The organism is Streptomyces zhihengii (assembly GCF_016919245.1).
In the GTDB taxonomy this organism is placed as follows: domain Bacteria; phylum Actinomycetota; class Actinomycetes; order Streptomycetales; family Streptomycetaceae; genus Streptomyces; species Streptomyces zhihengii.
In genome coordinates this window covers 2,287,997-2,313,130 of record NZ_JAFEJA010000002.1, presented here as the reverse complement: position 1 = coordinate 2,313,130, position 25,134 = coordinate 2,287,997, and the positions used below count along the sequence as shown (strand labels likewise).

Genomic DNA, 25,134 nt, shown 5'->3' with positions numbered 1-25,134 from the left:
CACCCCGGTGCATCTACGGCTCCGCACTGCGCAGGACGCTCAGGCGCCTGCGGTACTCGTCCTCGTCGATGTCACCGCGTGCCAGCCGCTCGCCGAGTATCCGCTCCGGGGTCGCCGGGCGGACCCCTTCGGCACGGCCGGAGCGTTCGGTGTGTTCGGCGGGTCCGGCGGTGCGGTCCAGTGCGCGGAAGACCAGGACGACGGCGGTGATGAGGAGGGCCCAGAAGAGGACGGTCCCGGCCGCCATGGTGAACCAGCCCCAGCCGTTCATGCCGTCTCCGTACCAGAGCATCATGTCCCTCACCCCATTTCCTCCCGGGCGGGACAGTTCCACGGTGCGCTCGCCACGGCTCGGCGCACAGGGCCGGTCGGCCCCCCGGCGGCGGCCGGTCGCCCGTGGGAACGGGGCCATGGGGCCCCGCGACCTGCGTCGCCGGATCCCGTCAGGAGCGCACGAACACGACCGAACCCGTCGCCGCGACGACTCCCCCGGACGTGACGAGGAAACGACTGCCGCCGTGCTCCCAGGCCACGTCGACACGAGCTCCGCGGACCGGGACCCGATGCGTCAGGTCGAGGCGCAGACCGGCCACGGCGGCGGAGGTCCGCCCGCTGGTCAGCAGCACCGCCTGCCGTCCCGCCTCCAGCACCGCCGTCGCGGTCAGCGACGACGGCGCACCCGGCAGCAGCACCGGGTGACCCGGATCGCGCGGGGCGATCACCAGCCTCCCCTGCGCGCCCCTCGCCAGCAGGACGTCTCCCTCGCACCCGGCACCCACGGCAGCCGCCGGCGGATGGAGCAGCCCGGGGAGCGGCACATCGCCTGCCGGGGGCACCTCGGGTACCCGGCCGGCCAGCTTCACGGTGCAGGAGCCGATGGGTACCCCGCCGTGCAGGTATTCGGCCGTCACGCGGAACGCGGCGGCGCCGGTCCCGCTCGCCAGGAGGTCGCTCACACCGATCCGGACCTGCAGGTCCGTGGCGCAGCCGCGCTCCCCGGGCCAGCTCTCGGGGCGCAGTCCGAGGCCGGCCGAGACGGGTTCGCACGGCGGGTGGCCGGCGGGCGCCGGGTACCACCGGGCGAGGGCCAGGGCGATCTGACGGGTGGATTCCAGCATGAGCAGAGGATGGTGCCGCACCACGGGCATGCGGTCGTTGAGCGGATGCAGTCGCGGCCACTGGCAGCGTGCCGCGTAGCTGTGGCTGCCCTGCCGGGCGAAGGACTGGAGGAGCATCGACGACATGGTCGGGAGGCCGAGCGCGTGCCAGCTGGGGGCCGCTTCGCCGTCCGCCGGCCCACGCGCCGCCGGCGCCCCGGTGCCGTCGGGGTGCCCGGGGGCCGGAAGCGTCGTGTCCATTGCCGTACCGTTCATGCGACTCTCCCGCCGAAGGCCCCGGCGGTTTCGACCGCCCACGCCCACTTCACAGGGCGGTCGGCCACCGGATGCGCAGGTCCCCTGTACGGGGGGATCCTTGCCGTCGGACGGTCGCACGCGCCGTGCCGTCGGACCGCACGCCACACGGCCGGTGTGCATCCGCCCGGACGCGGGCCGGTGTAGTGGCTCTTGAAGAGACCCCTGCCCCGTCTCCGTCGGAGGTTCGACGCCATGGCAGCACGCCACGAGGCCCGGCAAGGGGTATCCCGTCGTACCGGCGCCGAGCCGCTCACGGCGCAGGCGCCTCACCGACTGCGCCGCGTCCTGTTCACCCAGCGCTGGACGGACGTCGTGTTCCTGCACTGGGAGGCCGACCCGTTCGAGGTCGCCCGGCTGCTGCCGGCCGGTACGGTTCCCGACCTGCACCACGGCAGGGCCTACGTGGGCCTGGTGTTCTTCCGTATGGAGGACCTCGCCCTGGGCCGCACACCGCCGCTACCCTATCTGGGGAGTTTCGACGAGGTCAACGTGCGCCTGTACAGCCGCGACGCCCTCGGCCGCCGGGGAGTGGTCTTCCGTTCCCTCGACTGCGACCGGCTGCTTCCCGTCCTCGCGGCCCGAGCGGGCTTCGGGCTTCCGTACCGCTGGGCGCGCACCTCGCGCCGCTGGTACGACAGCCGGCTGCTGTACCGCACCCGCCGCCGAGGACACCCGGCCCGGCCCGGCGGGCGGGTGTGGCTGGACGTCGGGCGGGAGGCCGTGCCGCCTGGACCCCTGGACGCCTTCCTCACCTGGCGCTGGGGTCTCCACGCCGGATTCCTGGGGCGCTCCTACTACTTGCCCAACACCCACACCGCTTGGGAGTTCCGGCGGTGCAGCCTGTTGGGCTGGGAGACGTCCCTGGTCGAAGCGGCAGGACTCGGCCCGCCGCTGGGGAACCCGGTCAGCGTCCTGTTCTCACTGGGCGCGTCCGTGCGGTTCGGCACCCCGGAAGTGCTGCCGGCGGGCCACCACGCGTGACGACCCGTGTCCGGCGGCCTTCGCCGCCGGGCCGCGCGGATCACGGCCCCGGCCGGAGAACGCCGCGGTCAGCTCGCGCGCTCGGCGAGGAACGCGCCACCGTCAGCTCGCGCGCTCGGCGAGAAACGCGGCGCTGTCCGTGAGAGTGGTGAGACGGGAGGTGTCCTCGTCCGGAATGGACACTCCGGCCCGTTCGGCGAGGGTCTCGACGAACCGCAGGAAGTCCAGCGAGTCCATGTCGAGTGCCTCTCGGAAGGGCTCGTCGGGTCCGAGGCCGTCCGGCTCGGGGCCGGGGACGACGGCGGCGAGCGATTCTCTGACGAGGGCGAGTGCGTCCGCGTGGTTCACAGGTGCTCCGGGCTCTGGAGTTGACGGTCGACGACGCTGAGGAACCGGGCTCCGACGGACCCGTCGGTCGCCCGGTGGTCAGCGGAGAGGGTGGCTGTCACCACGGGCCGGACTCCGAGCAGCCCGTCCACCGCCCACGGGCGGTCGACGACCCGGCCGAAGCCGACCAGTGCGACCTGCGGAGGGTGGATGACACCGAAAACGGCTTCGGCGCCCTGGTCCCCGAGATTGGTGACCGTGATCGTCGCGCCGGAAACCTCCGAGCCGCGAAGGCGCCCGCCGCGGGCGCGGACGACCACGTCCTTCAGGGCCGCCATGAGGGCGGTGACCTCCAGCGTGTCCGCGTCGTGCAGTGCGGGTGCGACGAGGCCGCCGCCCCGGAGGGAGACGGCGACGCCGACGTGGACGCCGGAGCCCGCCTCGAAGTGGTCGTCGATCCAGAAGCCGTTGAGGTCGGGCACTTCGGCGGCCGCCCGTGCCGTCGCCTTGATCAGCAGTGCTGCCGGAAGGAGGCGTCGGTCCACGGGGCTGTTGCGGTTGTGCTCGTGCAGCCATTCCATGGCGGGGTGCAGGTCGATGGTCGTGGCGAGGTGGTAGTGCGGGATCTCGCGGTTGGCCCGGGTCATGAGGTCAGCGATCGCCCGGCGCATCGGGGTCGGCCGCTCCTCGCGCGTCGGCGTGGGCGCGGTGGGCCGGGGCGCGGTCTCGGTGCGCGGTCCCGCGGCGGCTCTGCGCACGTCACCGGCGCGTATCGCACCGTTCTTGCCCGTCCCTCCGATCTCGGCGAGGTCGACGTCCAGCTCGCCGGCGAGACGGCGGGCCAGGGGTGTCACCTGCCGGCGTGCCGGCGGACGGGCCGCGGCGGAGTCCTCACCGGCCCGCTCGACGTCGTGCCGGGTCACCCGCCCGCCGGGGCCCGAGCCGTGCACCGACGCGAGGTCGACTCCGGCGCGCTCGGCGTCACGGCGGAGGAGAGGCCCCGCTTCCAGGCGATCGGGGGCGACGGGGGGTTCGGGCGCCTCGGCCGGCGGCAGGTCCGGAGCCTTCGCGGCACTGTGCTCGCGCTCGGTTCGCCCCTCGTCGGCAGGGGGCGCGGCTCGCCGTGTACGGCGTGGATTCGCACGGGCCTCCGCCGCCTCGGGTTCGGTCTCGATCGTGGCAAGGACCGTACCGACGGACACCGTCGTACCGGGCTCCACGAGGAGGGCGCCCACGGTGCCCGTCTCGAAGCACTCCACTTCGATGGCCGACTTGGCGGTCTCGACCACGGCGACGGCATCGCCCCTGCCGACGTGGTCGCCGGGATGGACCAGCCACTCCTGCAGCAGGCCCTCCTCCATGTCCGCGCCGAGGGACGGCATCGTGAATTCGGCCATGGTCAGTTCACCGCCCGGTGCACGGCCGCGACGATGTCGGCGGGCTGCGGAAGTGCGGCTTCCTCCAGCTGGCGCGCATAGGGGATGGGCACCTCCGCGCAGCCGACGCGCTCCACCGGGCTGTCCAGGTCGTAGAACGAGTCCTCGGCGACGCGTGCGGACACCTCGGCGCCGATGCCTCCCGTGCGCCATGCCTCGTCGACGACCACGACCCGGTGGGTGCGGGCGGCACTGGCGGCGACGGTCTCCGTGTCGAGGGGGCGAAGGGTGCGCAGATCGACCACGTCCGCCTCGATGCCCTCCTGTGCCAGTGCGTCGGCCGCGCTCAGGGCTTTGGGCAGAGAGCCACCGTAAGTGATCAGGGAGACGTCCGTGCCGGACCTGCGGACGGCGGCCCTGTCCAGTCCGGCCGTGGTGCCGGACCGCGGGAGCGCGCCCTTGGCGTTGTACAGGCTGCCGTGCTCGAAGATCAGCACGGGATCCGGATCGGCGAGCGCGGCGGGCAGCATGTAGCGCGCGTCCTCGACCGTGGCCGGAGTGAGCACCCGGATGCCCGGGATGTGCGCGTACCAGCCCTCCAGGCTGTGGGAGTGCTGTGCGGCGAGCTGCCGGCCAGCGCCCGTGGTCATCCGGATGACCACGGGGACGGGCAGCTGGCCGTTCGACATGTGCAGCAGTGTGGCGGCGTTGTTGAGGATCTGGTCGAGCGCCAGCAGGCTGAAGTTGACGGTCATGATCTCGACGATCGGCCGCATCCCGGCCAGCGCCGCTCCGATGCCCGCGCCGACGAACGCGGACTCCGAGAGGGGTGCGTCACGGACGCGTTCGGGGCCGAACTCCTCCAGCAGGCCGAGGCTGACGCCGAAGCATCCGCCGTAGCGTCCGACGTCCTCGCCGATGAGGAACACGCGTTCGTCCCCGCTCAGTGCCTCGCGCAGGGCGTCCCGCATCGCTTCGCGGTAGGTGGTCACGGCGTCTTCGGGCGGGGCGGTGGTCATGTCAGTTCACCTCCGGCGGACGGCTGGTGACATGGCGGAGGAGGTCCGCGACGGGCTCCTCGGGCGCTGCCTCAGCCGCGGCGACGGCGCTCTCCAGCTCGTCGAGGACGCGCTGTTCCATGGCCGCGAGATCGCCGTCGTCCAGCGCGGTCTCCTGTCGCAGGCGTGCTTGCAGCAGGCCGATGGGGTCCTGTGCCTTCCACCGTTCGATCTCCGCGCGGTCGCGGTAGCGGTCGGGGTCGTACATGGAGTGCGCGCGGAACCGATAGGTGCGGGCCTCGATGAAGTGCGGGCCCGCCCCGCCCCGGATGGCGGTGACGGCCCGGCGCGCGGACGCGGCGACGGCTTCGGCGTCCATCCCGTCCACGGCCCAGGCGACCATGCCGTAGGAGCCGGCGCGTGCGGCGAGGTCGGTCTGGGCCTCGTGCCGGCCGATCGCCGTGCCCATGGCGTAGAGGTTGTTCTCGCAGACCAGCAGGAGCGGGAGCCGCCACAGGGCGGCGAGGTTCGCCGTCTCGTGGAACTCGCCCTCGGCGAAGGCGCCGTCGCCGAAGAAGCAGCAGGTCACACGGTCGAGTCCGCGCATGTGGTCGGCGAGGGCGACGCCCGCGGCGAGCGGCAGTCCTCCGGCGACGATCGCGTTGCCGCCGTAGAAGCGCCGGCTCGCGTCGAACAGATGCATGGAGCCGCCGCGGCCACCGCTGCAGCCGGTCGTCCTGCCGTACATCTCGGCCATGATCGCCTCGGCGGGAACGCCGCGGGCGAGCGCGTGGCCGTGTTCGCGGTAGGTGGCGACGACCGAGTCGTCCGGGCCCAGTGCGTCGTTGACGCCGACGGCGACCGCCTCCTCACCGATGTACAGGTGCACGAAGCCCCGGATCGTGGCGGCACTGTAGAGCTCGACGCACCGCTCCTCGAAGCGCCGGATGCGGAGCATAGACTCCAGCAGGCGGACGCGGTCCGCGTCCGGCCCGGCGTGCGGGCGGGGTCCGGCGGTGGGCGTCTTCTTCCGGGCCGGCTTCTTCGCCGTCTTCTTCGACGGCTTCCTCGGCTCGGCCGTCGTCCGGCTCCGGGTCTCGCGGGTCATGAGGATCCCTCCAGCATGGACAGATCGCCTGTGGGCAGGCCGAGTTCCCTCGCGCGCAGCACGCGGCGCATCACCTTGCCGCTGCGGGTCTTCGGGAGATCCTGGTCGAACGCGATCTCCCGCGGCGCGACCGCGGGGCCCAGCCTGCCGCGGGCGAACGCCAGGAGCTCCCGCTCCAGAGCGGGTGTCGGGTCGACGCCGGGCCGCAGGGAGACGAAGGCCTTGACGATGTCGCCGACGACGGGGTCCGGCCGCCCGATCACCCCCGCCTCGGCGACGGCGGCGTGCTCCATCAGCACGCTCTCCACCTCGAACGGTCCGATCAGGTGTCCCGCCGACTTGATGACGTCGTCGGCGCGCCCGACGAACCAGTACCAGCCCTCCGCGTCCCGCCGGACCACGTCACCGGTCAGATACCAGCCGCCGGCGAACGCGGCCTCGTAGCGCTCCTCCTCGTGGAGGTAGCCGCGGAACATGGACGGCCATCCGGGCCGCAGCGCCAGCTCGCCCTCGGTGTCCGGGCGTTCGACCTCGGTGACCCGGCCGTCGGTGACCCGCGCGCGTCCGTCCTCGCCCCGGACGAGCACCGCCGCCTCGACCCCGGGCAGCGGCCGCCCCATCGAGCCCGGCCTGATCTCGCAGGCCGCGAAGTTCGCGATCATGATGGCGCCCGTCTCGGTCTGCCACCAGTTGTCATGGACCGGGAGACCGAGCACGTCCCGGCCCCAGACGACCGCTTCCGGGTTGAGGGGTTCCCCCACGGAGGCGATCAGCCGCAGAGCGGACAGGTCGTATGCGCGCGGCAGGTCGTAGGGGCCTTCGCGGGGTGTGCTGCGCATGAGCATCCGCAGCGCCGTGGGAGCCGTGTACCAGACGGTGACCCGCTGCCCGCCGAGGATCCGGTACCAGCGCCGCGCGTCGTACTCGCCCTGGTCGACGACGGCTGTCACACCGTGGACGAGCGGGGCGACGATGCCGTACGACATGCCGGTGACCCAGCCCGGGTCCGCGGTGCACCAGTACACGTCGTCCGGGTGCAGGTCGAGCGCGTAGGCGGCCGTGGCGTAGTGCGCGACGACCGCCTCGTGGACGTGGACCGCGCCCTTCGGGCTCCCCGTGGTTCCGCTGGTGTAGTGCAGCAGGGCCATGTCGCCGGGCGAGGTCGGCGGGATGGCGAAGTGCCCGGGGGCGGCGGCCATCAGCATGTCGAGGGACCGCGTGCCGGGCAGGTCCTCGCAGCCGGGGCCGGCGATGAGGAGGTGATCGAGGTGGGTGAGCCGTTCGCGCTGCGCGGCCACCTTGCGGCGGTACAGGGCCGCGGTCGTCACCAGCACGCGGGCGTCGCCGAGTCGCAGTCGCTGTGCCACCGGATCAGGGCCGAAGGCCGTGAAGAGGGGACACAGGACGCTGGTGTTCTTCAGCGTTCCCAGGACCACCGCGTGGAGATCGGGGCCGCGACCGAGCAGGGTGAAGACCCGGTCCCCGCGGCCGATGCCCAGAGAGGACAGCACGTTCGCGAAGCGGGACGACCGGTCGGCGAGGTCGGCGTAGGTCACGGTCGACACGGAGTCGTCGGGCGCCACGCACAGCAGGGCGGCCTTGTCCCCCGCTCCGTCGCGCACATGGCGGTCGACGGCCTCGTAGGCCATGTTGAGCCCACCGCCGGGAAGCCCGGCGAGGGCGGCGCGGGCCCGGTCCCAGGTGAACTCCGACCGGGCTTCGGCGTAGTCGGCCAGATTCGGCGTCACACGTGACGCCGCGGTCTTGGGCAGCGGATCCCAGCGCATCAGTCTGCCTCCCGACGCTCAGCACGATGTGTCCGCCGGACCGACGCCTGCGCTCGTCCGGCACGGGGACCTGTTCTCCCATGGCACCGCTGTTCCTGTGCGGACGGGAGGGCCGAACGGGCCCTACCGCGGACCCTCAGTGCCCAGGACCCGCCACGGGGCCGCAGCCGGTGTTCAGTCCGGTTCCATGTAGGGGCGGCGGAACACGGTGGGCCGTCCCTCGGCTCGGGGGCCGACGGCCGAGAGGGCCCGGACGACCGCGGCCTCCAACGCACCGCTGGTGTCGATGGGTACGGCGGCCGGCCAGGGCGGCTCGGCCTCGGCCATCGCCGCGGCTGTGCCGGGATCGGCGTCCGAGATCCCCGGGGCCCGGTCGGCGAGGCGGGCAGCCGACATCCCGCCCGGTACCCGGCAGTGCAGGGCCACCATGTCCGCGTGAGCCCGTTCGGCCACCTGCCGGGCGGCTTCGCGCTGCCGGGCGTCGGTCCACGAGGCGTCCAGCACCACGGACTCACCGGCCGCGAGCAGGGACGACGCGCGGTCCAGGAGCGCGGAGTACGTCCGCTCCGTCCAGTCGGCGGAGTAGATGCCCTCGCCGAAGCCGGCGGCGGCGGACTGCTCGGCCGGGATGCCCGCGAGTTCCTTGCGCAGTCGGTCACTGCTGAGCAGGGTGACACCGAGACGGTCGGCGAGTGCCCCGGAGAGCGTGGACTTGCCACTGCCCGGAAGACCGCCGACCAGCACCAGGCGCACGGCTGCCGCGTGGAGGTGGCGCAGCGTGGTGGTGATCAGCCGGCCCGCCGCCGCGTCGGCACCGGTGGCGCCCTGCGCGTTCTGGATGAGGGAGACCTTGGCCCGGACGAACGCCCGGTAGGCGACGTAGTGGTGCCAGAGCGAGAGGGGTGCCGGATCTCCCGAGTACTCGCAGTAGGCGGAGAGGAAGTGCGCGGCGGCCTCGGGAGATCCGAGCTGTTCGAGATCCATGGCCAGGAAGGCGGCGTCGTCGAGGCCGTCGACGTATCTCAGCCGGTCGTCGAATTCGAGGCAGTCCAGCACACGAGGGCCGTCGTCGAGACAGAACACGTCCTCGGCGAGCAGGTCGCCATGGCCCTCGACCACCCGTCCCTGCCCGATGCGGGCAAGGAACAGCGGCTCGCGGCCCGCGAGGTAGCGGCGGACCAGACGCTCGATCTCCTCGCAGCCGGGAGGAGGCGCCCCGGCGGTCAGGGAGCGTACCTGCGCGAAGCTCGCCTCCCATCGGGACGAGAGCGCGGCGAGGGTGCCCTGCTCCTCGACGTCTTCGCCCCGAAGGGCCTCCGCGTGACGGCCGGCGAGCAGCCGTGCCACGGCCCGCAGCGCATCGTCGACGGCGGCGCCGTCGCGCACCAGGCGCGCCAGGCGGCGCTCCTGCGGCATCCGGCGCATCACGACACAGGGCTCGGGCACCGCGGCTCCCGGGGCCCGGAACTCCCCGATTCCCAGGTAGACGTCCGGCGCGAAGCGGCGGTTGAGCGCCACCTCCCGCTCGCACGCCTCCCTGCGTGCCTCCACGGTGGAGTAGTCGAGGAATCCGAGGTCGACGGGCTTCTTGACCTTGTAGGCCCTGTCACGGAAGAAGAAGACCACCGCGGTATGGGTCTCCCGTGCCTCCGCGCGGGGGAACTTGTCCGCCTCGGGGCCGGGCGCCGGCGCCCTTGCCCGGTCCGGCCGGCCGGCCGGTGTCGTGGCCGTTCGGCGGGCGCTGATGTCGGTCATGGCGGAGCCCCTTCCGGCTCGTCGGTCTCGGGTTCTCGCTCCGGTCCGACGGCCCGGCGCGACCGCGCGTCCCGCTCGTGGCCCCTCTCCGGCGCGGTGGGTCTCGGTGCACACGAGTCGTCGGCACGCTGCTTCACCCGACGGAGGGCGGCCGCCAGGGCCCGCCCTCCGGGCCGGTGATCCGCTGAGCCACGGAGACCACGCCGTCCACGCTCTTGCACAGTCGCTCGATCACCGGTACCAGCCCCGCGGCGGCGACCGACCCGCTGAGGACGACCTGTCCCTCGCGCACTTCGACGGTGATGTCCGACGGGGTGAGACCGAGCATCTTTTCGAGCACGTCGCCCGTGATCTCCTCGCGGATGGCGTCGTCGCGCCTCAGATAGACGCGCAGGAGATCGCCCCGGCTGACGATGCCCTGCAGCCTGTCCGTCTCGTCCACGACCGGAAGCCGCTTGACGTTCTGCACGGCCATGAGGCGTGCGGCCTCGGCGGCGGTCCACTCCGGGCGCGCGCACACCGCGGGAGCCGACATGAGTTCCTCGGCCCGTGCGCCTTCGGCCTTGGCCGTCTCCGACGGCTCCAGGTGCGGAGGCCGCACCCGGCCGGCCGGATCGGGCAGTGCCGAACTCTTGCGGAGCAGATCCGCCTCGGACACCACGCCCATGGGGCGGTCGAGCTCGTCGACCACGGGGACGGCGGTGACGTCGTTGTCGGCGAGCAGCCTGACGATGTCCTTGAACGTCATGTCGCGTCCGGCTCGAACGACCTGTTTGCTCATGAGCTCCGCGACGGTCCGGTGGTGCATGTCTCGTCTCCGTTCCGATCGGTCAGGAAGCCGCGGTCAGCGTGCAGTGGACGCCCGTCACGCCTTCCACCGAGTGGGCCAGGCGCTCGGCCACGGCGATCAGACGCTTGTCGCTCACGGCACCCGCGAGGGTCACCACGCCCTTGTCGACGGCCACGCGCACATCGTTTCCCTCGTGCCCGAAGAGTGGGGAGACCACCTCACTCCTGATCTCCGCGGCGAGGGTCTCGTCGGGGCGCAGGAAGACCTTCAGCAGGTCCGCGCGGCTCACGATCCCCTCGATGCGCCCGGAGGCGTCGAGCACGGGAAGTCGCTTCAGACGGCGGTGTGCCATGAGTCGCGCGGCTTCCGCCAGCGTCGCCCGGCCGCTGATCGTGACGGCCGGCCTGCTCATGAGGTCGCGAGCGGTCAGGGCGACGGCCTGCTCGGCCGCCCGGGGGTGGCGCATGGTGTCGACCAGCCCGGGGGGCCTGTCGCGGTACTCCTCCTTGTGCAGCAGGTCCGCCTCGGACACCACGCCGATCACCGTGTCCTCGTTCTGCAGCACCGGCAGTGCGGTGACCTTCCAGCGTTCCATGGCCGTGACGATCTCTTTGAACGACGCGTCCGGCGGCACCGCGACGACGCGCCGTGTCATCACATCGCTCACCGTGTACGTAGGGGGAACCATGGGGCATCTCCTTGTTCCGTGCCGGCCGCCCGTCGCGCGGAGGGCCGGTCCCGCTTTCGAGTCTCCGGGCGCCGGCGCCCCGCCGACAGGGCCGACCGGCCCCGACGTGCCGGGCGTCAGGGTCATCGGTGCCGTGTCCACACGGGCTCCACGGCGGCCCACTCGCGCTCCCACGCGGCACAGCACCGCCGGTCCAGAGCCCAGTGGATGGCGGCACGGGTCAAGCCCCAGACCACGACGAAGCCGCTGGGCGCGAGAACGGCGGCAGCTACCGTCGAGGCGGCCACGTCGTACGCGTCCATAGGCGGCTTCACGATATTGCCGCCGGCCTCGTCCACGTAGACCGTGGCCCGGTCACCGGCCCGCTTGTCCATGGAGACCTCGGCCGTACCGGTACGAGCTGCTCCGGCGTCCCGCCAGCGCACCGTCGCGCGGGCGTCGCGGTTCGCCCCGCTGCTGTCCGCCACCGCGTGAGGGTCCTCGAGAAGTCGTGCCGCGACAGGGCGTCGATCGCGTACCTGTTCCTGACGGTTGTGGTCGAAGCCGCTGTGTGCCCAGACTCCGACGATCACCGTGACGAAGGGAAGTCCGACCAACAGCACCACCAGAAGCGCCCGGTCGACCCGCTTCCGTGTGATGTCGAGAGGCCGCACCAGCGGACCGGCGGGGACGTGACGCGGACCATCGGTGGCCATGGGGGCCTCCAGTGTCACCAGGCGGACGCCTCCATGGTGACTCGGCCGCATCCTCCGGCAGCAGGGGACGAAGGTCCCGGGCGGGCAGGCCGACCGGGGCCGGCCCGGCGGGGGTGACCGCGCCGACGGGACCTTCGGTCGGGACCGGGACCCGCCCGGCCCTGCCCGGACGGGAGTCCCGGTGGCAGCGTGGAGCCCGCGCGAGGGCCGCCCGGCGCGCCGGGCGGCGAGCAGACGGCGTCCGGCCGGAAGCGAACGGGGCTGTTCATGAAGTCGGTCTGGCAGTGGAGCTATCGGGGATACGACCCCAAACACCAACGGCTGCGCGAGACCCTGTGCACGCTGGGCAACGGATACTTCGCTGTCAGAGGATCCGTTCCGGAGTGCACGTCCCTTCCCGTCCACTACCCGGGTCTCTACGCGGCCGGCTGCTACAACAGGCTGCGCTCCACCGTCGACGGAAGGACGCTGGAGAACGAGGACCTCGTCAACCTGCCGAACTGGTCGGTCCTGCGGTACCGGCGCCGTCCTGACGGCTCCCCTCCCGGTGACTGGCTCTCGCCCGACCACCGCAGTCTGCGGCACAGCGGCGTCCGGCTCGACCTGCGCGCGGGCGTGCTCACCATGCGGTGGCTGTTCCAGGACGGGCTGGGCCGCAGACTGGCCGTCACGCACACCCGCTTCGTCCACATGGGAACGCCGCACCTGGCCGGTCAGCGCACCACCTTGCGCGCACTGGGCTGGAGCGGGGACATCGAGATCGACGCGGAACTCGACGGGTCGGTCGTCAACGCGGGCGTCGAACGCTACCGCGCTCTCGCGAACGGCCATCTCGTCGATCTGCGGACCGGCGTCACGCCCGAGGACGTGCAGTGGCTCTCCTGCCGCACCTCCCGGTCCCGCATCGCGGTCGGGATGGCCGTGCGTACGGTCGTCGCGGGGGCCGACGTGCGGCACAGCGCGACGGCGACGGGAGTGTCGACGTCGAGCAGGGTCGCCGTCGCGAGGGGCGGGCGGGTGACGGTTACCAAGATCCTCAGCCTGCACACCTCACGGGACCGGCCACCTGCCGATCCGCTGTCGGCGGCTCTCGCCGAGCTGGCCGCGACACCCGGTTTCGACGCGCTGCTCGTCACCCACCGTGCCGCCTGGGACGACCTGTGGAGGGAGGGCGAGGTCGCCGTTCCCGGGGAGGCCGGCCGCATCCTGCATCTGCACCTCTTCCACCTCCTGCAGAGCGTCTCCCCGCACACCACCGGACTCGATGTCGGAGTACCCGCGAGGGGCCTGACCGGTGAGGCCTACCGGGGACATGTCTTCTGGGACGAGGCCTACGTCCTGCCGTATCTGGACCTGCACTTCCCGGGCCTCGCACGCTCACTCGTCCTCTACCGCCACAGACGGCTGCCCCGGGCCTGCGAAGCCGCACGCCGGGCGGGCCACCGGGGGGCGATGTTCCCCTGGCAGAGCGGCAGCGACGGACGGGAGGAGACGCAGCGGCTTCACCTCAACCCGCGCTCCGGCCGGTGGCTGGAGGACCGGTCCAGGCTCCAGCGGCACGTCGGCTCCGCCGTCGCACTCGACGTCTGGCGCTACTGGCAGGCGACGGGCGACGACGACTTCCTCCACGGTCCCGGAGCCGAACTGATGCTCCGCGTCGCACAGTTCTGGTCGAGCCTCGCCGAGTACGACCCGAGCGACGCGCGATACCACATTCGCGGCGTCATGGGTCCCGACGAGTACCACGACGCGTACCCCGGATCACAACGCCCGGGGCTGGACGACAACGCCTACACCAACGTCGCGGCGGCCTGGGTGCTGGGCAGAGCGCTCGACCTGGTCGGCGCGCTCCCGCCCGCGAGGCGGGACGAACTGCTCGGTGGCATGGCGCTCGCCGGCGAGACGGACCGCTGGCAGGATCTGACCCGTCGCCTTCATGTGCCCTTCCACGACGGTGTGATCAGCCAGTTCGCCGGATACGAGCAGCTGCGCGAACTCGACTGGGCGGACTACCGCGCACGCTATGGGGACATCGGACGGCTGGACCGCATCCTGGAGGCCGAGTCGGACTCGGTCAACCGGTACAAGGCCTCCAAACAGGCCGACGCCCTCGTCCTCGGATACTTCTTCACACCGCGGGAGTTGCACGCGGTGTTCGACCGCCTCGGGTGCCCCGTCGACGACGACGTCTGGCGTCGGACGGTCGACTACTACCGTCGGCGCACGAGCCACGGTTCCACCCTGAGCAACCTGGTCCACGGCTGGCTGCTCACCCGCCTGCGGGGGGCGGACGCCTGGGAGTACTGCTCGCAGGCACTGCTCAGCGATGTCGCCGACATCCAGGGCGGCACGACCGCCGAGGGCATCCATCTGGGTGCCATGGCAGGCACGCTGGACCTCGTCCAGCGCGGTCTGACCGGCCTGGAGTGCACCGACACCGCGCTGCGCCTGGACCCCGTGCCGCTGCGGCAGCTTCAGCGGCTGTCGTTCCCGGTCCGCTATCGGGGACACCGCGGGATCAGGCTGCACGTGGTGCGCGGACGCGTCGGGGTGGAGGTGCCCGCCTCGCAGCACGGCCCGCTCGACCTGATCCTCCCGGGTGACCGCCGGGTGACCGTGGAGCCGGGACGAGAGCGCTGGTTCCATCTGCCCGACAGCCCCGATTCCACCGGGCGATGAGGGGTCGCGCGGCCTGCCGAACCGGTCCGAACGGCCCTGTGGCCGCCGTCGCCGGCGTGTGAGGGTGGAAGTCGCACCGGAAGGTCCGGATGCCGGCCCGGAGGGATCGCCATGAGCCAGCGTGCACCCCACCACGTGGTCGGCGACGTGATGACGTCGACCGTCGTCGCCGTCGGACCGGACGCGCTCTTCAAGGAGATCACGGGGGCCATGGAGCAGTGGCGGGTCACCGCCGTGCCCGTCCTGGACGAGCAGGGGCGGGTCGTCGGGGTGGTCTCCGAGGCGGATCTGCTGCACAAGGAGGAGCTGCGCGACAGCGAGGCGACCCTCGTCGGGCAGCGGGAGCACCTGACCGACTGGGCCAAGGCGGGCGGCGTCACGGCGCGGGACCTGATGACGACGCCCGCGGTCACCGTGCCGTCCGACGCCTCGCTCCCCCAGGCCGCGCGCCTGATGGCGCAGCACGCGGTCAAACGTCTGCCGGTGGTGGACGCGCACGGTGTCCTGAAGGGCATCGTCAGCCGCTCGGACCTGCTCAAGATCTTCCTGCGCACCGACGAGGACCTGGCGGCCGAGGTGCGGCGCGAGGTGGTCGACCGCTTCCTGCCCGTCTCCCGCCCCGGCATCGGGGTCACCGTCGACAAGGGGCGCGTCACCCTCACCGGGCCGGTCGCCGACCCCGCGCTCATCCCGGTCGTCGAACGACTCGCACGGGCGGTGGAAGGCGTCGTCGACGTGCGCTGCGACCTCATCGCCCCCACGACCGCCACCGGCCGTGGTGATCGGTGACCTGTGTCCGCCGGCGCCGTCCGGCGCCCGCTTCCGGTCAGGGCCGAACGGTCCTCATGAGGGCCCTTGGGCCCCTCCCCACCGACATGCGCCGCGTGACAGCGTGACGGGTGGAAGCACCTGTCACATCGACGGAGGAGACCGCCATGACGCACACCGTCACCGCCGGCATCGACGGGTCACGTGAGAGTCTGGCGGCGGCCGCGTGGGCCGCCGACGAGGCCGTGATCCGCGACCTTCCTCTGCGACTGATCCACGTCGGAAGCGACCGGGCCGGGCCGCTCACCCGCCACATCGAGCCCGAGGCACGGCGCCGACGGGCGCTCGGTCTGCTCGACGACGCCGCACAGTACGTACGGTCCGGGCGGGCGGGACTGCGAGTGGAGACCGTTCTCCTGTCGGGCGAACCGGTCGAGCAACTGTGCGCGGCAGGTGAGGACGCGGACCTGCTGGTCCTGGGGTCACGAGGCCTGGGCAGCCTCACCGGTTTCGTCACGGGCTCGGTCTCCCTCGCGGTCCTCGCGCACATCCGGCGTCCCGTCGTCCTCGTCAGGGCCCAGCCGTCGCAGGAAGCCGCGGAGGCGGTGTCCCCAGGTGACGAGGTCGTGGTGGGACTCGACCTCCCGGCCGACGGAGACGTGCTGGCCCATGCCTTCGCCCACGCCGACCGCCACGGCAGCGGCCTGCGTGTGGTGCACTCCTGGCAGTTGCCACCGCTGTACGGGCCGGACACCACCGGTGTCATCAACGTCCTGATGGACGAGATCGGCGCCGAGGCCCGCGGCGGTGTACAGGAGGCGCTGGCGCCCTGGACCGAGAAGTATCCCGGCGTGGCGGTCGAGACCAGGTGCCGTCACGGCCTGGCGGCGGACGATCTCGTCGAGGCGTCCGGGAACGCGGCACTCGTCGTCGTCGGCCTCCGGCGCCGCGCCACCACCTGGGGCGTGCACATCGGCCCGGTCGTCCACGCCGTGGTCCACCACACCGCCGCCCCCGTCGCGATCGTGCCCCACGACTGACGGTCGTCCGCGCGGCCGACCGTCGTCACGCCAGACGGTCGTCCGCGCCGGTGCCACCGGCCCGTCGATGCCGAACGAGGCGGATCCGCCGTGCTTCGCGGTCACTCGACGGGCCGTGCTTCGCGGTCACTCGACGGTGAGAATCTCCTCCACCGGCCTGCGCGGGGTGGCGGGCACGGCGGGACCGTATCCGAACCGGAGCAGCATCTGGGGGTACGCCGTCGCGGACCGCGGATCGCGCATCAGCCAGCGCAGCTCGGGCCATTCGAGTGCCTGCGAGTTGAGCGAGGTCGACAGGCCGTCCAAGGTCGCCTGCAGGAGCACACGCTCCATGGCCTGCCCCGCCGCGAGCCAGTCATGGGGACGGTCCCGGCGACTGCCGAGCACGGCCAGGCACGGGGCCCACTCGAACACCGCGCCCTCGCGGTCCCGGCGGGCGTCGTGGCCGGGGAAGGTCCGCACCGGGGCCCGGCCGTCGTAGCGGCGCGGCCCGAGAGACGAGGAGGGGATGCCCTCGAACTCCGTGCCCTCGCGCCCGGCCGTCCAGCGCGCGATCTCCTCGCGCACGCCCGGCGCGAAGCGTTCGGACTGCTCCGCGTCCCACACGGCGTCCAGGAGTTCCTGCACACGCCAGTCGTCCGCGAAGTCCAGTCGAGCGCCCTCGGCCGTGGCCGCGCCGCGCAGTCCTTCCAGCACCGGCTCGGGAACCGTCTCACCGCTGAAGGGGGTCCTGCTCGTGCGTCGGAGCGCGATGGCGCGATGGAGGCCGGCGACGGCGTCCCGTTCCGCGACCGGCTCGAAGGTCACCAGCGCCAGAACTTCCGGGGCGACCTTCTCCGGCCGGGCCCGGACGCGCGCCTCCCACCCCGCGTGCGCCGCGGCGACACGCAGATTGAACAGGGCCGCACCGCAGCCGAGATGCAGTCCGCGGGTCGAGGGGTCGGTGATCGGCATGGTCCGGGTGGGATCCATCCGCAGCGTGAGCAGTCCGCCCTCGCTCTCGTAACGGAACAGCCAGGGCTGGGCATTGTGCATGGAGGGAGCCGCCGCGGCGTCCCGCACCCACGAAGTGACGACGGCCGTGGTGGGCGAACCGGCAACCATCTGTCCCACCTCCCCGGGGCGCGGGCCGGGGTCCTTCGCCCCTGCCAGGTCACCTCTCCAGGGTGCTCCCGCGAGGTGCCGTCCCGGCAGGGGCCGACCAGGTCCGGCCCGGGACCGAAGGACCCCGTCTAGACACGTGGTGGAGCCGGTCAGTCTGCCGACGGCTCGCTTCCGCCCAGGTCGAGCCGGAACGGCGGATAGGTGTCGGTCATCAGCGCCGCGTAGGCCGCCACGCGCAGAACCCAACGGTTCAGCCCGGCGACCAGGGCATGGATGTCACGCGGGTAGGTGCCGGTGAAGGCGAGCGCCACCGCCGCGAACACCGCGGATACGGTGAGGAGACCGGCCGACCACACCCCGGCGTGGACCCCGCCCAGGAAGAAGCCGATCAGGATGTAGTGCGGGAGGGCGAGCAGCCACCACTTGATCAGGACGAGTCCGCGGGAAAGCCGCTCCGGGTAGGCGACGTACAGGGTCGCGCTGTAGTCCGGCACCTCGCCGAGGGAGAACGGCGGGTACCGGTCGGTGGCAAGGGCGCCGTACGAGTAGTAGGACACCCGCCAGGTCCAGCGCAGGACGCCGAGATTGAAGTCGAACAGAGGGCGTGGGTAGCGCTCGGTGAAGAGGATCGCGAAGAAGGCCACCACGGAGGTCACCAGGAAGCCGGCCCACAGGAAGGCCAGGACGATCCAGTGCGGAATCACCAGGATCCACTTCACCAGCCACAGCCATCGCGAGAGCGGCTCGTCCAGGACGGCACGGACCGTGACGGGCTGCTGGGGCGGTGCCGGCATGGTCATCGTGATCAGCTCCTTCGGCTCGGCACGCGCCCAGCGTCGGTCGACGACGGGGGCGGGGTGAAGGGCCGAACGGCACCCCGCGTCCGGAGCACCGGGACCTTCGGTCCCCAGGCGTGCCTGAGCGGCCCTCTTCGCCGAGCGTGGTGCGTGACAGCCTGAAGGCCGGTGCAGTGCCGGAGGAGGGATCCTGATGCGCAACGTTCCCGCAGGCCCGGTGCTCGGAGCGGTCGTCGTCGGTGTCGACGGCTCCGCGCAGGCCAGGGCCGCCGCCCTGTGGGCCGCCGGCGAGGCGGACCGGCGGCGCACGGAACTGCGGATCGTGTACGCGGTCGATCTCGAACGCATCACCCGGGCGGCTTCGCCACGGACCATCGACGAGATCTACCGGGCGGGCCATGATCTGCTCAGGGACACGGTCGAGGTGGTGCGGGCCAGGTATCCCGATCTCGCCGTCGAACGGGAACTGAGCCGCCGGGACTGCGTGCCCGCCCTGTACGAGACCGCCGGTCCGCACGACACCATCGTGGTCGGCAACCGCGGACTCGGCGGGTTCGGCACCCTGATGCTCGGTTCGGTCGGTCTGGACGTCCTGGCGCACGCGCGGCGGCCCGTCGTGATCGTCAGGGGAGAGTCCGCCGGCCGCGTGGAGGCGGTCGTCGTGGCCGCGGTGCGGGACGCGGGCGACGCCGACTGGCTGCGCTTCGCGGCCCGGGAGGCGGAACTGCGCGATGCCTCGTTGAAGCTGCTCAGCGTCTGGAACCCGCTGTCCCGCGTCGGCATCGCCGTCACCATGCTCGACGACATGAACGAGATGGCCCGGGGCGCGGAACGGCATGTCGAAGCGCTCGCCGGCGGTCTGCGCGAGGAGTTCACCGGACTTCCGGTGGCGGTGGAGATCGGCGGCGGCATGTCGGCCGCGGGCACCCTGGTCGAGGCGACCGGGCAGGCGGATCTGCTGGTGCTCGGCGGCAGGCGGCGGCCCCTGGGGTTCGGTCCGACGCTCGGCAGGGTGGCGCACGCGGTGCTCCATCACGCGGACTGCCCGGTCCTGATCGTGCCCCGTGAGAGCGCCCGCGGCGAGGAGGAGCGATGAAGGTCACCGGAACCCGCACCGACATCCTCGTCGGCATCGACCCACGCGACATCTCCGTGCCGGTCCTCGCCTGGGCGGCCGACGAGGCGGAGCGCAGAAACGCTCCGCTGCGGCTCGTGGTGTCCGTACCGCCCCTGCACGACACCCAGCACGTCGACTCCGAGCCGCAGCACATGACGCTCGCATCGCGAGGCACGGCGGCACTGGCACGGGCAGCGGAAACGGTGCGCGCCCTGCACCCGGACCTGACCGTCACCACCGGACTGCTCGACGGCATGCCCGCCCCCATGCTCTGCCGACAGGCGGCCGAATCGGGGCAGCTCGTCGTGCTGGGCTCCCGACGGCTCAGCCGGCCGGAGGAGTGGCTCAGCGCGAGCTCGGTGGCCGTCCCGGTCAGCGCACAGGCCGACTGCCCCGTGGTCGTCGTACGGGAACCCGAGCACACGGCAGCGGACCCCGGCCGTCTGGTCCTCGGCGTCGACGGCAGCCCGGCGTCCCGTGCGGCGGCCGCGTTCGCCTTCGACGAGGCCCGCCTGCGGAAGGCCACGGTGCACGCGCTGTGGGTGTGGCGGCCGCCGGTCGTCGCCCTGCACGGCGAGGACGCCGCCGTGGAGAAGCGGCGGGCCCTGCTCGCGACCACGCTGGCCGGACTGCCGGACGCCTACCCCGACGTCGACCTCGTGCAGGAGGTCCGCCGCGGCCACCCCGTCGAGGAGTTGAGCGAAGCCGCGCGCGACGCCCTGGCGGTCGTCGTCGGACGCCGGGGCCGGGGAGGCTACTCCGGCATGCGCCTCGGGTCGGTCGTCCACGGCCTGCTGCACCGGGCCGAGTGCCCGGTGATCACCGTGCCGACAGCGGGAGGGTGAGCGGCCGAAGGTCCCACGATCCACTGGTCGGCACCGAGCGACGACGCGGGAGAAAGCGTGCCCCGCGACACCACGTCGCACAAGGGTCTCGTGGACACCGGACGACTCCGGTGACGCGAGGGCCCTCCGTCGCCGCATCGCGCCGGACAGGGCACCGGCCGGGTACCGGTCCTCCGCCGCCCTGCACACGGATGCCGCACGAGACAGAGAACCGGAGGCCACGGTGAGAGACCAGGAACCGCTTCCCCGGCGCGAGGCATGGCGAGCCGTGGCGGCGTGCTGCGCGTCCACGGTGCCGCTGCTCGCCCGGCACCGCATCCACCTGCCCAGGGACGGGCTCGGGACCCGGCTGCGCTTCACGGACCGCACTTCGGCCCGGGTGTACCGGGAAACACGCCTCGGCAGCGGGCTGGCGAAGGACCCGTGCGCGCTGGCGGTCATCTTCAGGCTGCGTCTGGTCCGGGGGCGCGCGCACGCGCTGTTCCGCCTGGAGAGCCTGCTGAACACACCGCTGTTCGTCGGCTTCCCCGGATTCACGTCGAAACTGTGGCTGGCCCACGACGAACAGGGCCGGTACCGCGGCCTCTACGAGTGGGACGGAGCGCAGCGCGCGGAAGTCTACGCACGCTCCCTGTGGCGCGTTCTGTCGCTGGTCTGCGTGCCGGGTTCGATCCGGTACGTGGTGGTGCCGGGAGTGCGTCGCGACGACGTCTTCGCCGACCCCGGCGCGGTCGGGGAGATCGCCCCCGGCACCTCGACCGGCACGGAGTGGTGGCGCACACGGTCCGGGAGGTGATGTCAGCCGTGGAAGTCCTCGTCGTCGGCGCCGGTACGACCGGGCTGGCTCTGGCGCTCCAGGCCCACTCCCACGGAGCAGGGGTCCGCGTGGTCGAGAAACGGCCCGAGCCGTTCCGGCCGTCCCGGGCACTGATCCTCCACCCCCGCACGCTGGAGGTTCTGCGCCCGCTCGGCGTCACCGAAGCGCTGCTGGACCTGGCCGACACGGCTCCGACCGCCGACCTCCATCTCGGGTCCCACATCGTCACGGCCGGACTCGGGGACCTGGAGCTGCCCGACACCGCGTTCCCCCACCTCTCGCTCGTGCGGCAGACGGATGTCGAGAGTGTGCTGACCCGGGCGCTCGCCGGCCGGGGCGTGGTGGTGGAGCGGGGCGTCGAACTCGTCTCCGTCCGGGACGAGGGGCGTATGGCACGTGCCGTACTGCGCTCCGCGGACGGCGGTATCGAGGAAGTTCGCAGTCCCTTCGTGGTCGGCTGCGACGGTCCGGCCAGCACGGTGCGCGCCTGCGCCGGTGCCGGCTGGCACGGCCGGCCCTACACCGAGGAAGCGGTTCTCGCCGACATCGACTTCGGCGGCTCCCACGGCGTCGAGGGTGCGCAGGTCTTCGCGGGCCGCGACGGCTTGCTGTTCCTCTTTCCGCTCGGCGAGCAGGCCCCGTGGCGACTGCTCGCCACTCGCGCGTCCGCCGACAGGGCGGGGCGCGACTTCGGGCAGCCCGGGCCGCCTGTTCCGCGCGCCGAGCTCCAGCGCCTGGTGGACGACGCGGGGCTGGGGGCGCACATCGAACATCTCGTGTGGTCCGCCCGGGTGCCGTTGCAATGCCGTCTCGCCAGGAGGTTCCGCAAGGGCCGGCTCTTCCTCGCGGGCGACGCAGCGCACACCTACTCGCCGGCCACGGGCCAGGGCATGAACGCGGGTATCCAGGACGCGGTGAACCTCGGCTGGAAACTCGCCTTCGCGGTGGACCGCCAGGAGCCCCGCACCGGCGTGCTCCTCGACTCCTACGACGGTGAGCGCAGGCCCGCCGCACGGGGAAGGATGCTCCTCACCCACACGGCGTTCTGGGCGGAGGCGTCGACCGGCCGGATCCCTTCCTGGGCGCGGGCGGTCGCCGCTCCCCTTGCCGCGCCCGTCCTCCCCACCGTCCTCGACCGGCGGCGGCTGGTCGCCGAGGCCGTCCGTCTCATCTCCCAGCTGCGCGTGAACTACCGGCGCAGCCCCCTGTCCGTCGACGGCACCCCGCGCCTTCGGGGTGCTCCCCGCCCGGGAGACCGCCTGCCGGACGCGACGGTGAGCACCGGCGGGCCTCCCCGGCGCCTGCACGGACTGCTGGCCCGTCCCGGAGTCCATCTGCTGCTGCAGCGCGACGCGGACATGCCTGTGGACGTGGTGTCTCCTCGGGTCACCGTCCTCCGCCTGACGAACAGCCCCGGCCGCGGGCTGCTGGCCGTCCGGCCGGACGGGCACGTCGGCTTCCGCTGCGGTGGCGCCGATGCTGCGGCACTGAGCGGCTGGCTTTCCCTCGTCGCGGTGGCGGCAGCCGACTGAGCGGGCCCCGAGGCGCCGCACGAGCGGCACGTTCGACGGCAGGCCGAGGCCATGTGCCGTCCCTGCGGGCACCCGTCCGGCCCGGGATCGGGGCCGGACGTCCCCTTCCCCGAGGCCGGGAGCCGCGATGAGATGGAGACCGATCCGGCGGTCGCCGTGCCGGATCCACCGAGGTGTTCCATGAACCGCCCCGCCGTCACAGCGCGACACCGGCCGGCAGCGCCACGCGCCTCCCAGCGCCTCGAAGCCGCACTCCTGGCCGTGACGGCCGCCGCACTCACCGGCGGCGGCATCGCCTGGTTCGCCGGCAGTCGGGAGACCGCCGACCTGCTCTGGGCACTCGGCACCGTGGCAGCCGTCGTCCCCGCGGTGTGGTGGGTACTGGCCGCACTGCGGCGCGGAAGCGCGGGCGTGGACCTGATCGCCGTACTCGCGCTCGGCGGAACCCTGGCCGTGGGCGAGTACCTGGCCGGTGCTCTGATCGGGCTGATGCTCGCCACCGGCCGCACTCTGGAGGGCGCGGCCCAGCGGCGCGCCTCCCACGACCTGCGGGCCCTGCTCGAACACGCGCCGCGCTCGGCGCACCGGCGCACCGGCGCGGGAGTGACGACACTGCCGCTGGGCCAGGTCGCCGTCGACGACCTGCTCGTCGTGCGTCCCGGTGAGGTCGTGCCCGTCGACGGCCGTGTGGAGGGCGCCCCCGCCGTCCTCGACGAGTCGGTGCTCACGGGTGAGCCCGTACACGTCGAGCGGCTCCGCGGCGACGTCGTGCGCAGCGGCGTGGTGAACGCCGGGGCCGCCTTCGAACTGCGTGCCACCGCCACCGAGCGGGACAGCACCTACGCGCGGATCGTGCTGCTGGCCCAGCAGGCCGGCGCCGAGTCCGCGCCCGTCGTACGACTGGCCGACCGCTACGCCGCCTGGTTCCTGCCGCTCTCCGTGGCCGTCGCGGGACTGGCGTGGCTGATCAGCGGTTCCGCCGTCCGGGCGGTCGCCGTCCTGGTCGTCGCCACGCCCTGCCCGCTGCTGCTGGCCGCTCCGGTCGCCATCGTGTCCGGTCTCTCGCGCGCCTCCCGTCTCGGCGTGGTGGTCCGCGACGGTGGAGCCCTGGAGAACCTCGGCCGTGCCCGCACCCTGCTGCTCGACAAGACGGGGACGCTGACACGAGGCCGCCCGCGCGTCCTCGACGTCACCGCCGCCCCCGACCTGAAGCCGGCAGAAGTCCTGCGTCTCGCGGCCTCACTCGACCAGTACTCGCCCCACGTCCTGGCCCAGGCCATTGTCGACACCGCCAGGGAACGCGGGCTGGAGCTGAGCGCTGCGGCGGACGTCACCGAGGAACCCGGCCGGGGCGCCACCGGCACCGTGGAGGGTCATCGCGTGTCCGTCGGACGCCTCGGCCCCGGCCGCGCACACCCCGACTGGGCCAGGGCGGTGGACAACCGCGCCCTCCTCGACGGTGCGGCGGTCGCGTGGCTCACGGTCGACGGTGAGTCGGCCGGGGCCGTCCTGCTGCGCGACCCCCTGCGCCACGACGCCCCGCGCACCCTGCGTCAGCTACGCGCGGCCGGCTTCCGGCGGCTGCTGATGCTCACGGGCGACCGTGCCGCTCCCGCCAAGGAGGTCGCCGCCGTCCTCGGACTGGACGACGTGTGTGCCGAGCTCAGCCCGGCCGACAAGGTCGCCGCCGTCCGCGCCGAACGCGAGCGCACCGTCACCGTGATGGTCGGCGACGGAGTCAACGACGCGCCCGCCCTGGCAGCCGCCGACATCGGTGTCGCCATGGGGGCACGTGGTTCCACCGCCTCTTCCGAGGCGGCGGACGTCGTTCTGACCACCGACCGGGTCGACCGCCTCGCCGCCGCCGTGACGATCGCGCAGCGCGCCCGCCGCATCGCGGTCCAGAGTGCCCTCGGCGGCATGCTGATGTCCCTGGCCGCCATGGCGGCGGCCGCGCTCGGCCTGCTCCCGCCCGCCGCCGGCGCGCTGCTGCAGGAGGGCATCGACGCCGCCGTCATCCTGAACGCTCTCCGCGCCCTTCGCGTCGACCGTGCCGCGGGCCCCGCGGTCACCCCGGCCGCCGAAGCCCTCATCCACCGCTTCGCCGACGAGCACCACGACCTCCAGGACGTCCTCGACGCCGTGCGCGACGCGGCCGACCGTCTCTCCGCAACCCCCGGCGCCCCGGCGCTCGCCGCTGTGGAGGAGGCTCACCGACTGCTCGTGGAACGGCTGCTGCCCCACGAGTACGCCGAGGAACACGAGCTGTATCCCGCGCTCGCCCCCACTCTCGGCGGCCCCGAGGCCACCGCCACGATGAGCCGTGCCCACACCGAGATCGAACGCCTCTCGCGGCGCATCGCCACCCATCTCGAATGGGCCCGCGCCGACGGCGGTCTGGCCGCCGAGCAGCTCGACGACCTGCGTTCCTGCCTCTACGGCCTGAACACCGTGCTGCGGCTGCACTTCACGCAGGAGGAGGAGAACTACTTCTCCCTCGCCCCGTGAGGGCCCG

General features: G+C 72.9%; 22 protein-coding genes. 9 read left to right on the top strand and 13 right to left on the bottom strand.

Features of this window, described 5'->3' with window-relative positions:
• Positions 1 to 13: 13 nt before the first annotated feature.
• Positions 14 to 295, bottom strand: a complete 282-nt coding sequence (locus tag JE024_RS37595; protein WP_205378582.1) for an SHOCT domain-containing protein — start codon at positions 293 to 295, stop codon at positions 14 to 16.
• Positions 296 to 443: 148 nt separating this feature from the next.
• Positions 444 to 1,373, bottom strand: coding sequence for a hypothetical protein (locus JE024_RS37590; RefSeq protein WP_205378300.1), 930 nt, complete (start codon positions 1,371 to 1,373; stop codon positions 444 to 446).
• A 234-nt stretch (positions 1,374 to 1,607) separates the two neighbouring features.
• Between JE024_RS37590 and JE024_RS37585 the strand changes: the two genes are divergently transcribed.
• Positions 1,608 to 2,396: a YqjF family protein gene (locus tag JE024_RS37585; RefSeq protein WP_205378299.1), complete on the top strand. Its 789-nt coding sequence runs from the start codon at positions 1,608 to 1,610 to the stop codon at positions 2,394 to 2,396.
• 102 nt (positions 2,397 to 2,498) lie between these two features.
• Here JE024_RS37585 and JE024_RS37580 read toward each other — a convergent pair whose 3' ends face one another.
• The 9 genes from JE024_RS37580 to JE024_RS37540 form a co-directional block, all read right to left on the bottom strand.
• Entirely contained in the window at positions 2,499 to 2,744 is a 246-nt protein-coding gene (locus tag JE024_RS37580; RefSeq protein ID WP_205378298.1) for an acyl carrier protein, read from the bottom strand.
• A complete protein-coding gene (locus JE024_RS37575; protein ID WP_205378297.1) occupies positions 2,741 to 4,120 on the bottom strand; it encodes a dihydrolipoamide acetyltransferase family protein in 1,380 nt (459 codons plus the stop codon). The genes JE024_RS37580 and JE024_RS37575 overlap by 4 nt, the downstream gene beginning before the upstream one ends.
• 2 nt (positions 4,121 to 4,122) lie before the next feature.
• Positions 4,123 to 5,118 carry an alpha-ketoacid dehydrogenase subunit beta gene (locus JE024_RS37570; protein WP_205378296.1) on the bottom strand — a complete coding sequence of 332 codons (996 nt, stop codon included), beginning with the start codon at positions 5,116 to 5,118 and terminating at the stop codon, positions 4,123 to 4,125.
• A 1-nt stretch (position 5,119) separates the two neighbouring features.
• Entirely contained in the window at positions 5,120 to 6,211 is a 1,092-nt protein-coding gene (gene pdhA / locus JE024_RS37565) for a pyruvate dehydrogenase (acetyl-transferring) E1 component subunit alpha (protein ID WP_372449913.1), read from the bottom strand.
• A complete protein-coding gene (acsA, locus tag JE024_RS37560; protein WP_205378294.1) occupies positions 6,202 to 7,992 on the bottom strand; it encodes an acetate--CoA ligase in 1,791 nt (596 codons plus the stop codon). The genes pdhA and acsA overlap by 10 nt, the downstream gene beginning before the upstream one ends.
• 174 nt (positions 7,993 to 8,166) lie before the next feature.
• Complete coding sequence (locus tag JE024_RS37555; protein WP_205378293.1) at positions 8,167 to 9,747, bottom strand: bifunctional aminoglycoside phosphotransferase/ATP-binding protein; 1,581 nt, start codon at positions 9,745 to 9,747, stop codon at positions 8,167 to 8,169.
• Between the two features lie 133 nt (positions 9,748 to 9,880).
• On the bottom strand, positions 9,881 to 10,555 hold the full coding sequence (locus JE024_RS37550; protein WP_205378292.1) for a CBS domain-containing protein: 675 nt from the start codon (positions 10,553 to 10,555) through the stop codon (positions 9,881 to 9,883).
• 22 nt (positions 10,556 to 10,577) lie between these two features.
• Positions 10,578 to 11,225, bottom strand: a complete 648-nt coding sequence (locus JE024_RS37545) for a CBS domain-containing protein (RefSeq protein ID WP_205378291.1) — start codon at positions 11,223 to 11,225, stop codon at positions 10,578 to 10,580.
• 122 nt (positions 11,226 to 11,347) lie between these two features.
• Positions 11,348 to 11,920 (bottom strand): Rv1733c family protein, encoded by a 573-nt coding sequence (locus JE024_RS37540; RefSeq protein WP_205378290.1) that lies wholly within the window; start codon positions 11,918 to 11,920, stop codon positions 11,348 to 11,350.
• A 267-nt stretch (positions 11,921 to 12,187) separates the two neighbouring features.
• On the opposite strand from JE024_RS37540, the gene JE024_RS37535 reads away from it, so the two are divergent.
• The 3 genes from JE024_RS37535 to JE024_RS37525 all read left to right on the top strand — a co-directional run bounded on the left by JE024_RS37535 (position 12,188) and on the right by JE024_RS37525 (position 16,407).
• The gene (locus tag JE024_RS37535; protein ID WP_205378289.1) at positions 12,188 to 14,599 is read left to right on the top strand and encodes a glycoside hydrolase family 65 protein; all 2,412 of its coding nucleotides are present in this window, start codon (positions 12,188 to 12,190) and stop codon (positions 14,597 to 14,599) included.
• 111 nt (positions 14,600 to 14,710) lie between these two features.
• A complete protein-coding gene (locus JE024_RS37530; protein ID WP_205378288.1) occupies positions 14,711 to 15,388 on the top strand; it encodes a CBS domain-containing protein in 678 nt (225 codons plus the stop codon).
• 146 nt (positions 15,389 to 15,534) lie between these two features.
• Complete coding sequence (locus JE024_RS37525; protein ID WP_205378287.1) at positions 15,535 to 16,407, top strand: universal stress protein; 873 nt, start codon at positions 15,535 to 15,537, stop codon at positions 16,405 to 16,407.
• A gap of 126 nt (positions 16,408 to 16,533) precedes the next feature.
• Here JE024_RS37525 and JE024_RS37520 read toward each other — a convergent pair whose 3' ends face one another.
• On the bottom strand, positions 16,534 to 17,511 hold the full coding sequence (locus JE024_RS37520; protein WP_205378286.1) for an Acg family FMN-binding oxidoreductase: 978 nt from the start codon (positions 17,509 to 17,511) through the stop codon (positions 16,534 to 16,536).
• Positions 17,512 to 17,660: 149 nt separating this feature from the next.
• Positions 17,661 to 18,311 carry a DUF4389 domain-containing protein gene (locus tag JE024_RS37515; RefSeq protein WP_205378285.1) on the bottom strand — a complete coding sequence of 217 codons (651 nt, stop codon included), beginning with the start codon at positions 18,309 to 18,311 and terminating at the stop codon, positions 17,661 to 17,663.
• A 190-nt stretch (positions 18,312 to 18,501) separates the two neighbouring features.
• Here JE024_RS37515 and JE024_RS37510 point away from each other — a divergent pair, with 190 nt between their 5' ends.
• From JE024_RS37510 to JE024_RS37490, 5 genes are all read left to right on the top strand, one after another.
• Entirely contained in the window at positions 18,502 to 19,404 is a 903-nt protein-coding gene (locus JE024_RS37510) for a universal stress protein (RefSeq protein WP_205378284.1), read from the top strand.
• Positions 19,401 to 20,270: a universal stress protein gene (locus JE024_RS37505; RefSeq protein WP_205378283.1), complete on the top strand. Its 870-nt coding sequence runs from the start codon at positions 19,401 to 19,403 to the stop codon at positions 20,268 to 20,270. Before JE024_RS37510 ends, JE024_RS37505 begins: the two co-directional genes overlap by 4 nt.
• Before the next feature lie 223 nt (positions 20,271 to 20,493).
• Positions 20,494 to 21,066, top strand: a complete 573-nt coding sequence (locus JE024_RS37500) for a hypothetical protein (RefSeq protein WP_205378282.1) — start codon at positions 20,494 to 20,496, stop codon at positions 21,064 to 21,066.
• A complete protein-coding gene (locus JE024_RS37495; RefSeq protein WP_244883531.1) occupies positions 21,066 to 22,619 on the top strand; it encodes an FAD-dependent monooxygenase in 1,554 nt (517 codons plus the stop codon). The genes JE024_RS37500 and JE024_RS37495 overlap by 1 nt, the downstream gene beginning before the upstream one ends.
• 180 nt (positions 22,620 to 22,799) lie before the next feature.
• Positions 22,800 to 25,127, top strand: coding sequence for a heavy metal translocating P-type ATPase (locus JE024_RS37490; RefSeq protein WP_205378280.1), 2,328 nt, complete (start codon positions 22,800 to 22,802; stop codon positions 25,125 to 25,127).
• Positions 25,128 to 25,134: the final 7 nt, after the last annotated feature.

Coding starts and splice junctions, on each gene's coding strand:
- JE024_RS37595 (WP_205378582.1), bottom strand. CDS start 295: ATGATGCTCTGGTACGGAGACGGCATGAACGGCTGGGGCTGGTTCACC.
- JE024_RS37590 (WP_205378300.1), bottom strand. CDS start 1,373: ATGAACGGTACGGCAATGGACACGACGCTTCCGGCCCCCGGGCACCCC.
- JE024_RS37585 (WP_205378299.1), top strand. CDS start 1,608: ATGGCAGCACGCCACGAGGCCCGGCAAGGGGTATCCCGTCGTACCGGC.
- JE024_RS37575 (WP_205378297.1), bottom strand. CDS start 4,120: ATGGCCGAATTCACGATGCCGTCCCTCGGCGCGGACATGGAGGAGGGC.
- JE024_RS37570 (WP_205378296.1), bottom strand. CDS start 5,118: ATGACCACCGCCCCGCCCGAAGACGCCGTGACCACCTACCGCGAAGCG.
- acsA (WP_205378294.1), bottom strand. CDS start 7,992: ATGCGCTGGGATCCGCTGCCCAAGACCGCGGCGTCACGTGTGACGCCG.
- JE024_RS37555 (WP_205378293.1), bottom strand. CDS start 9,747: ATGACCGACATCAGCGCCCGCCGAACGGCCACGACACCGGCCGGCCGG.
- JE024_RS37550 (WP_205378292.1), bottom strand. CDS start 10,555: ATGCACCACCGGACCGTCGCGGAGCTCATGAGCAAACAGGTCGTTCGA.
- JE024_RS37545 (WP_205378291.1), bottom strand. CDS start 11,225: ATGGTTCCCCCTACGTACACGGTGAGCGATGTGATGACACGGCGCGTC.
- JE024_RS37540 (WP_205378290.1), bottom strand. CDS start 11,920: ATGGCCACCGATGGTCCGCGTCACGTCCCCGCCGGTCCGCTGGTGCGG.
- JE024_RS37535 (WP_205378289.1), top strand. CDS start 12,188: ATGAAGTCGGTCTGGCAGTGGAGCTATCGGGGATACGACCCCAAACAC.
- JE024_RS37530 (WP_205378288.1), top strand. CDS start 14,711: ATGAGCCAGCGTGCACCCCACCACGTGGTCGGCGACGTGATGACGTCG.
- JE024_RS37525 (WP_205378287.1), top strand. CDS start 15,535: ATGACGCACACCGTCACCGCCGGCATCGACGGGTCACGTGAGAGTCTG.
- JE024_RS37520 (WP_205378286.1), bottom strand. CDS start 17,511: ATGGTTGCCGGTTCGCCCACCACGGCCGTCGTCACTTCGTGGGTGCGG.
- JE024_RS37515 (WP_205378285.1), bottom strand. CDS start 18,311: ATGACCATGCCGGCACCGCCCCAGCAGCCCGTCACGGTCCGTGCCGTC.
- JE024_RS37510 (WP_205378284.1), top strand. CDS start 18,502: ATGCGCAACGTTCCCGCAGGCCCGGTGCTCGGAGCGGTCGTCGTCGGT.
- JE024_RS37505 (WP_205378283.1), top strand. CDS start 19,401: ATGAAGGTCACCGGAACCCGCACCGACATCCTCGTCGGCATCGACCCA.
- JE024_RS37495 (WP_244883531.1), top strand. CDS start 21,066: ATGTCAGCCGTGGAAGTCCTCGTCGTCGGCGCCGGTACGACCGGGCTG.
- JE024_RS37490 (WP_205378280.1), top strand. CDS start 22,800: ATGAACCGCCCCGCCGTCACAGCGCGACACCGGCCGGCAGCGCCACGC.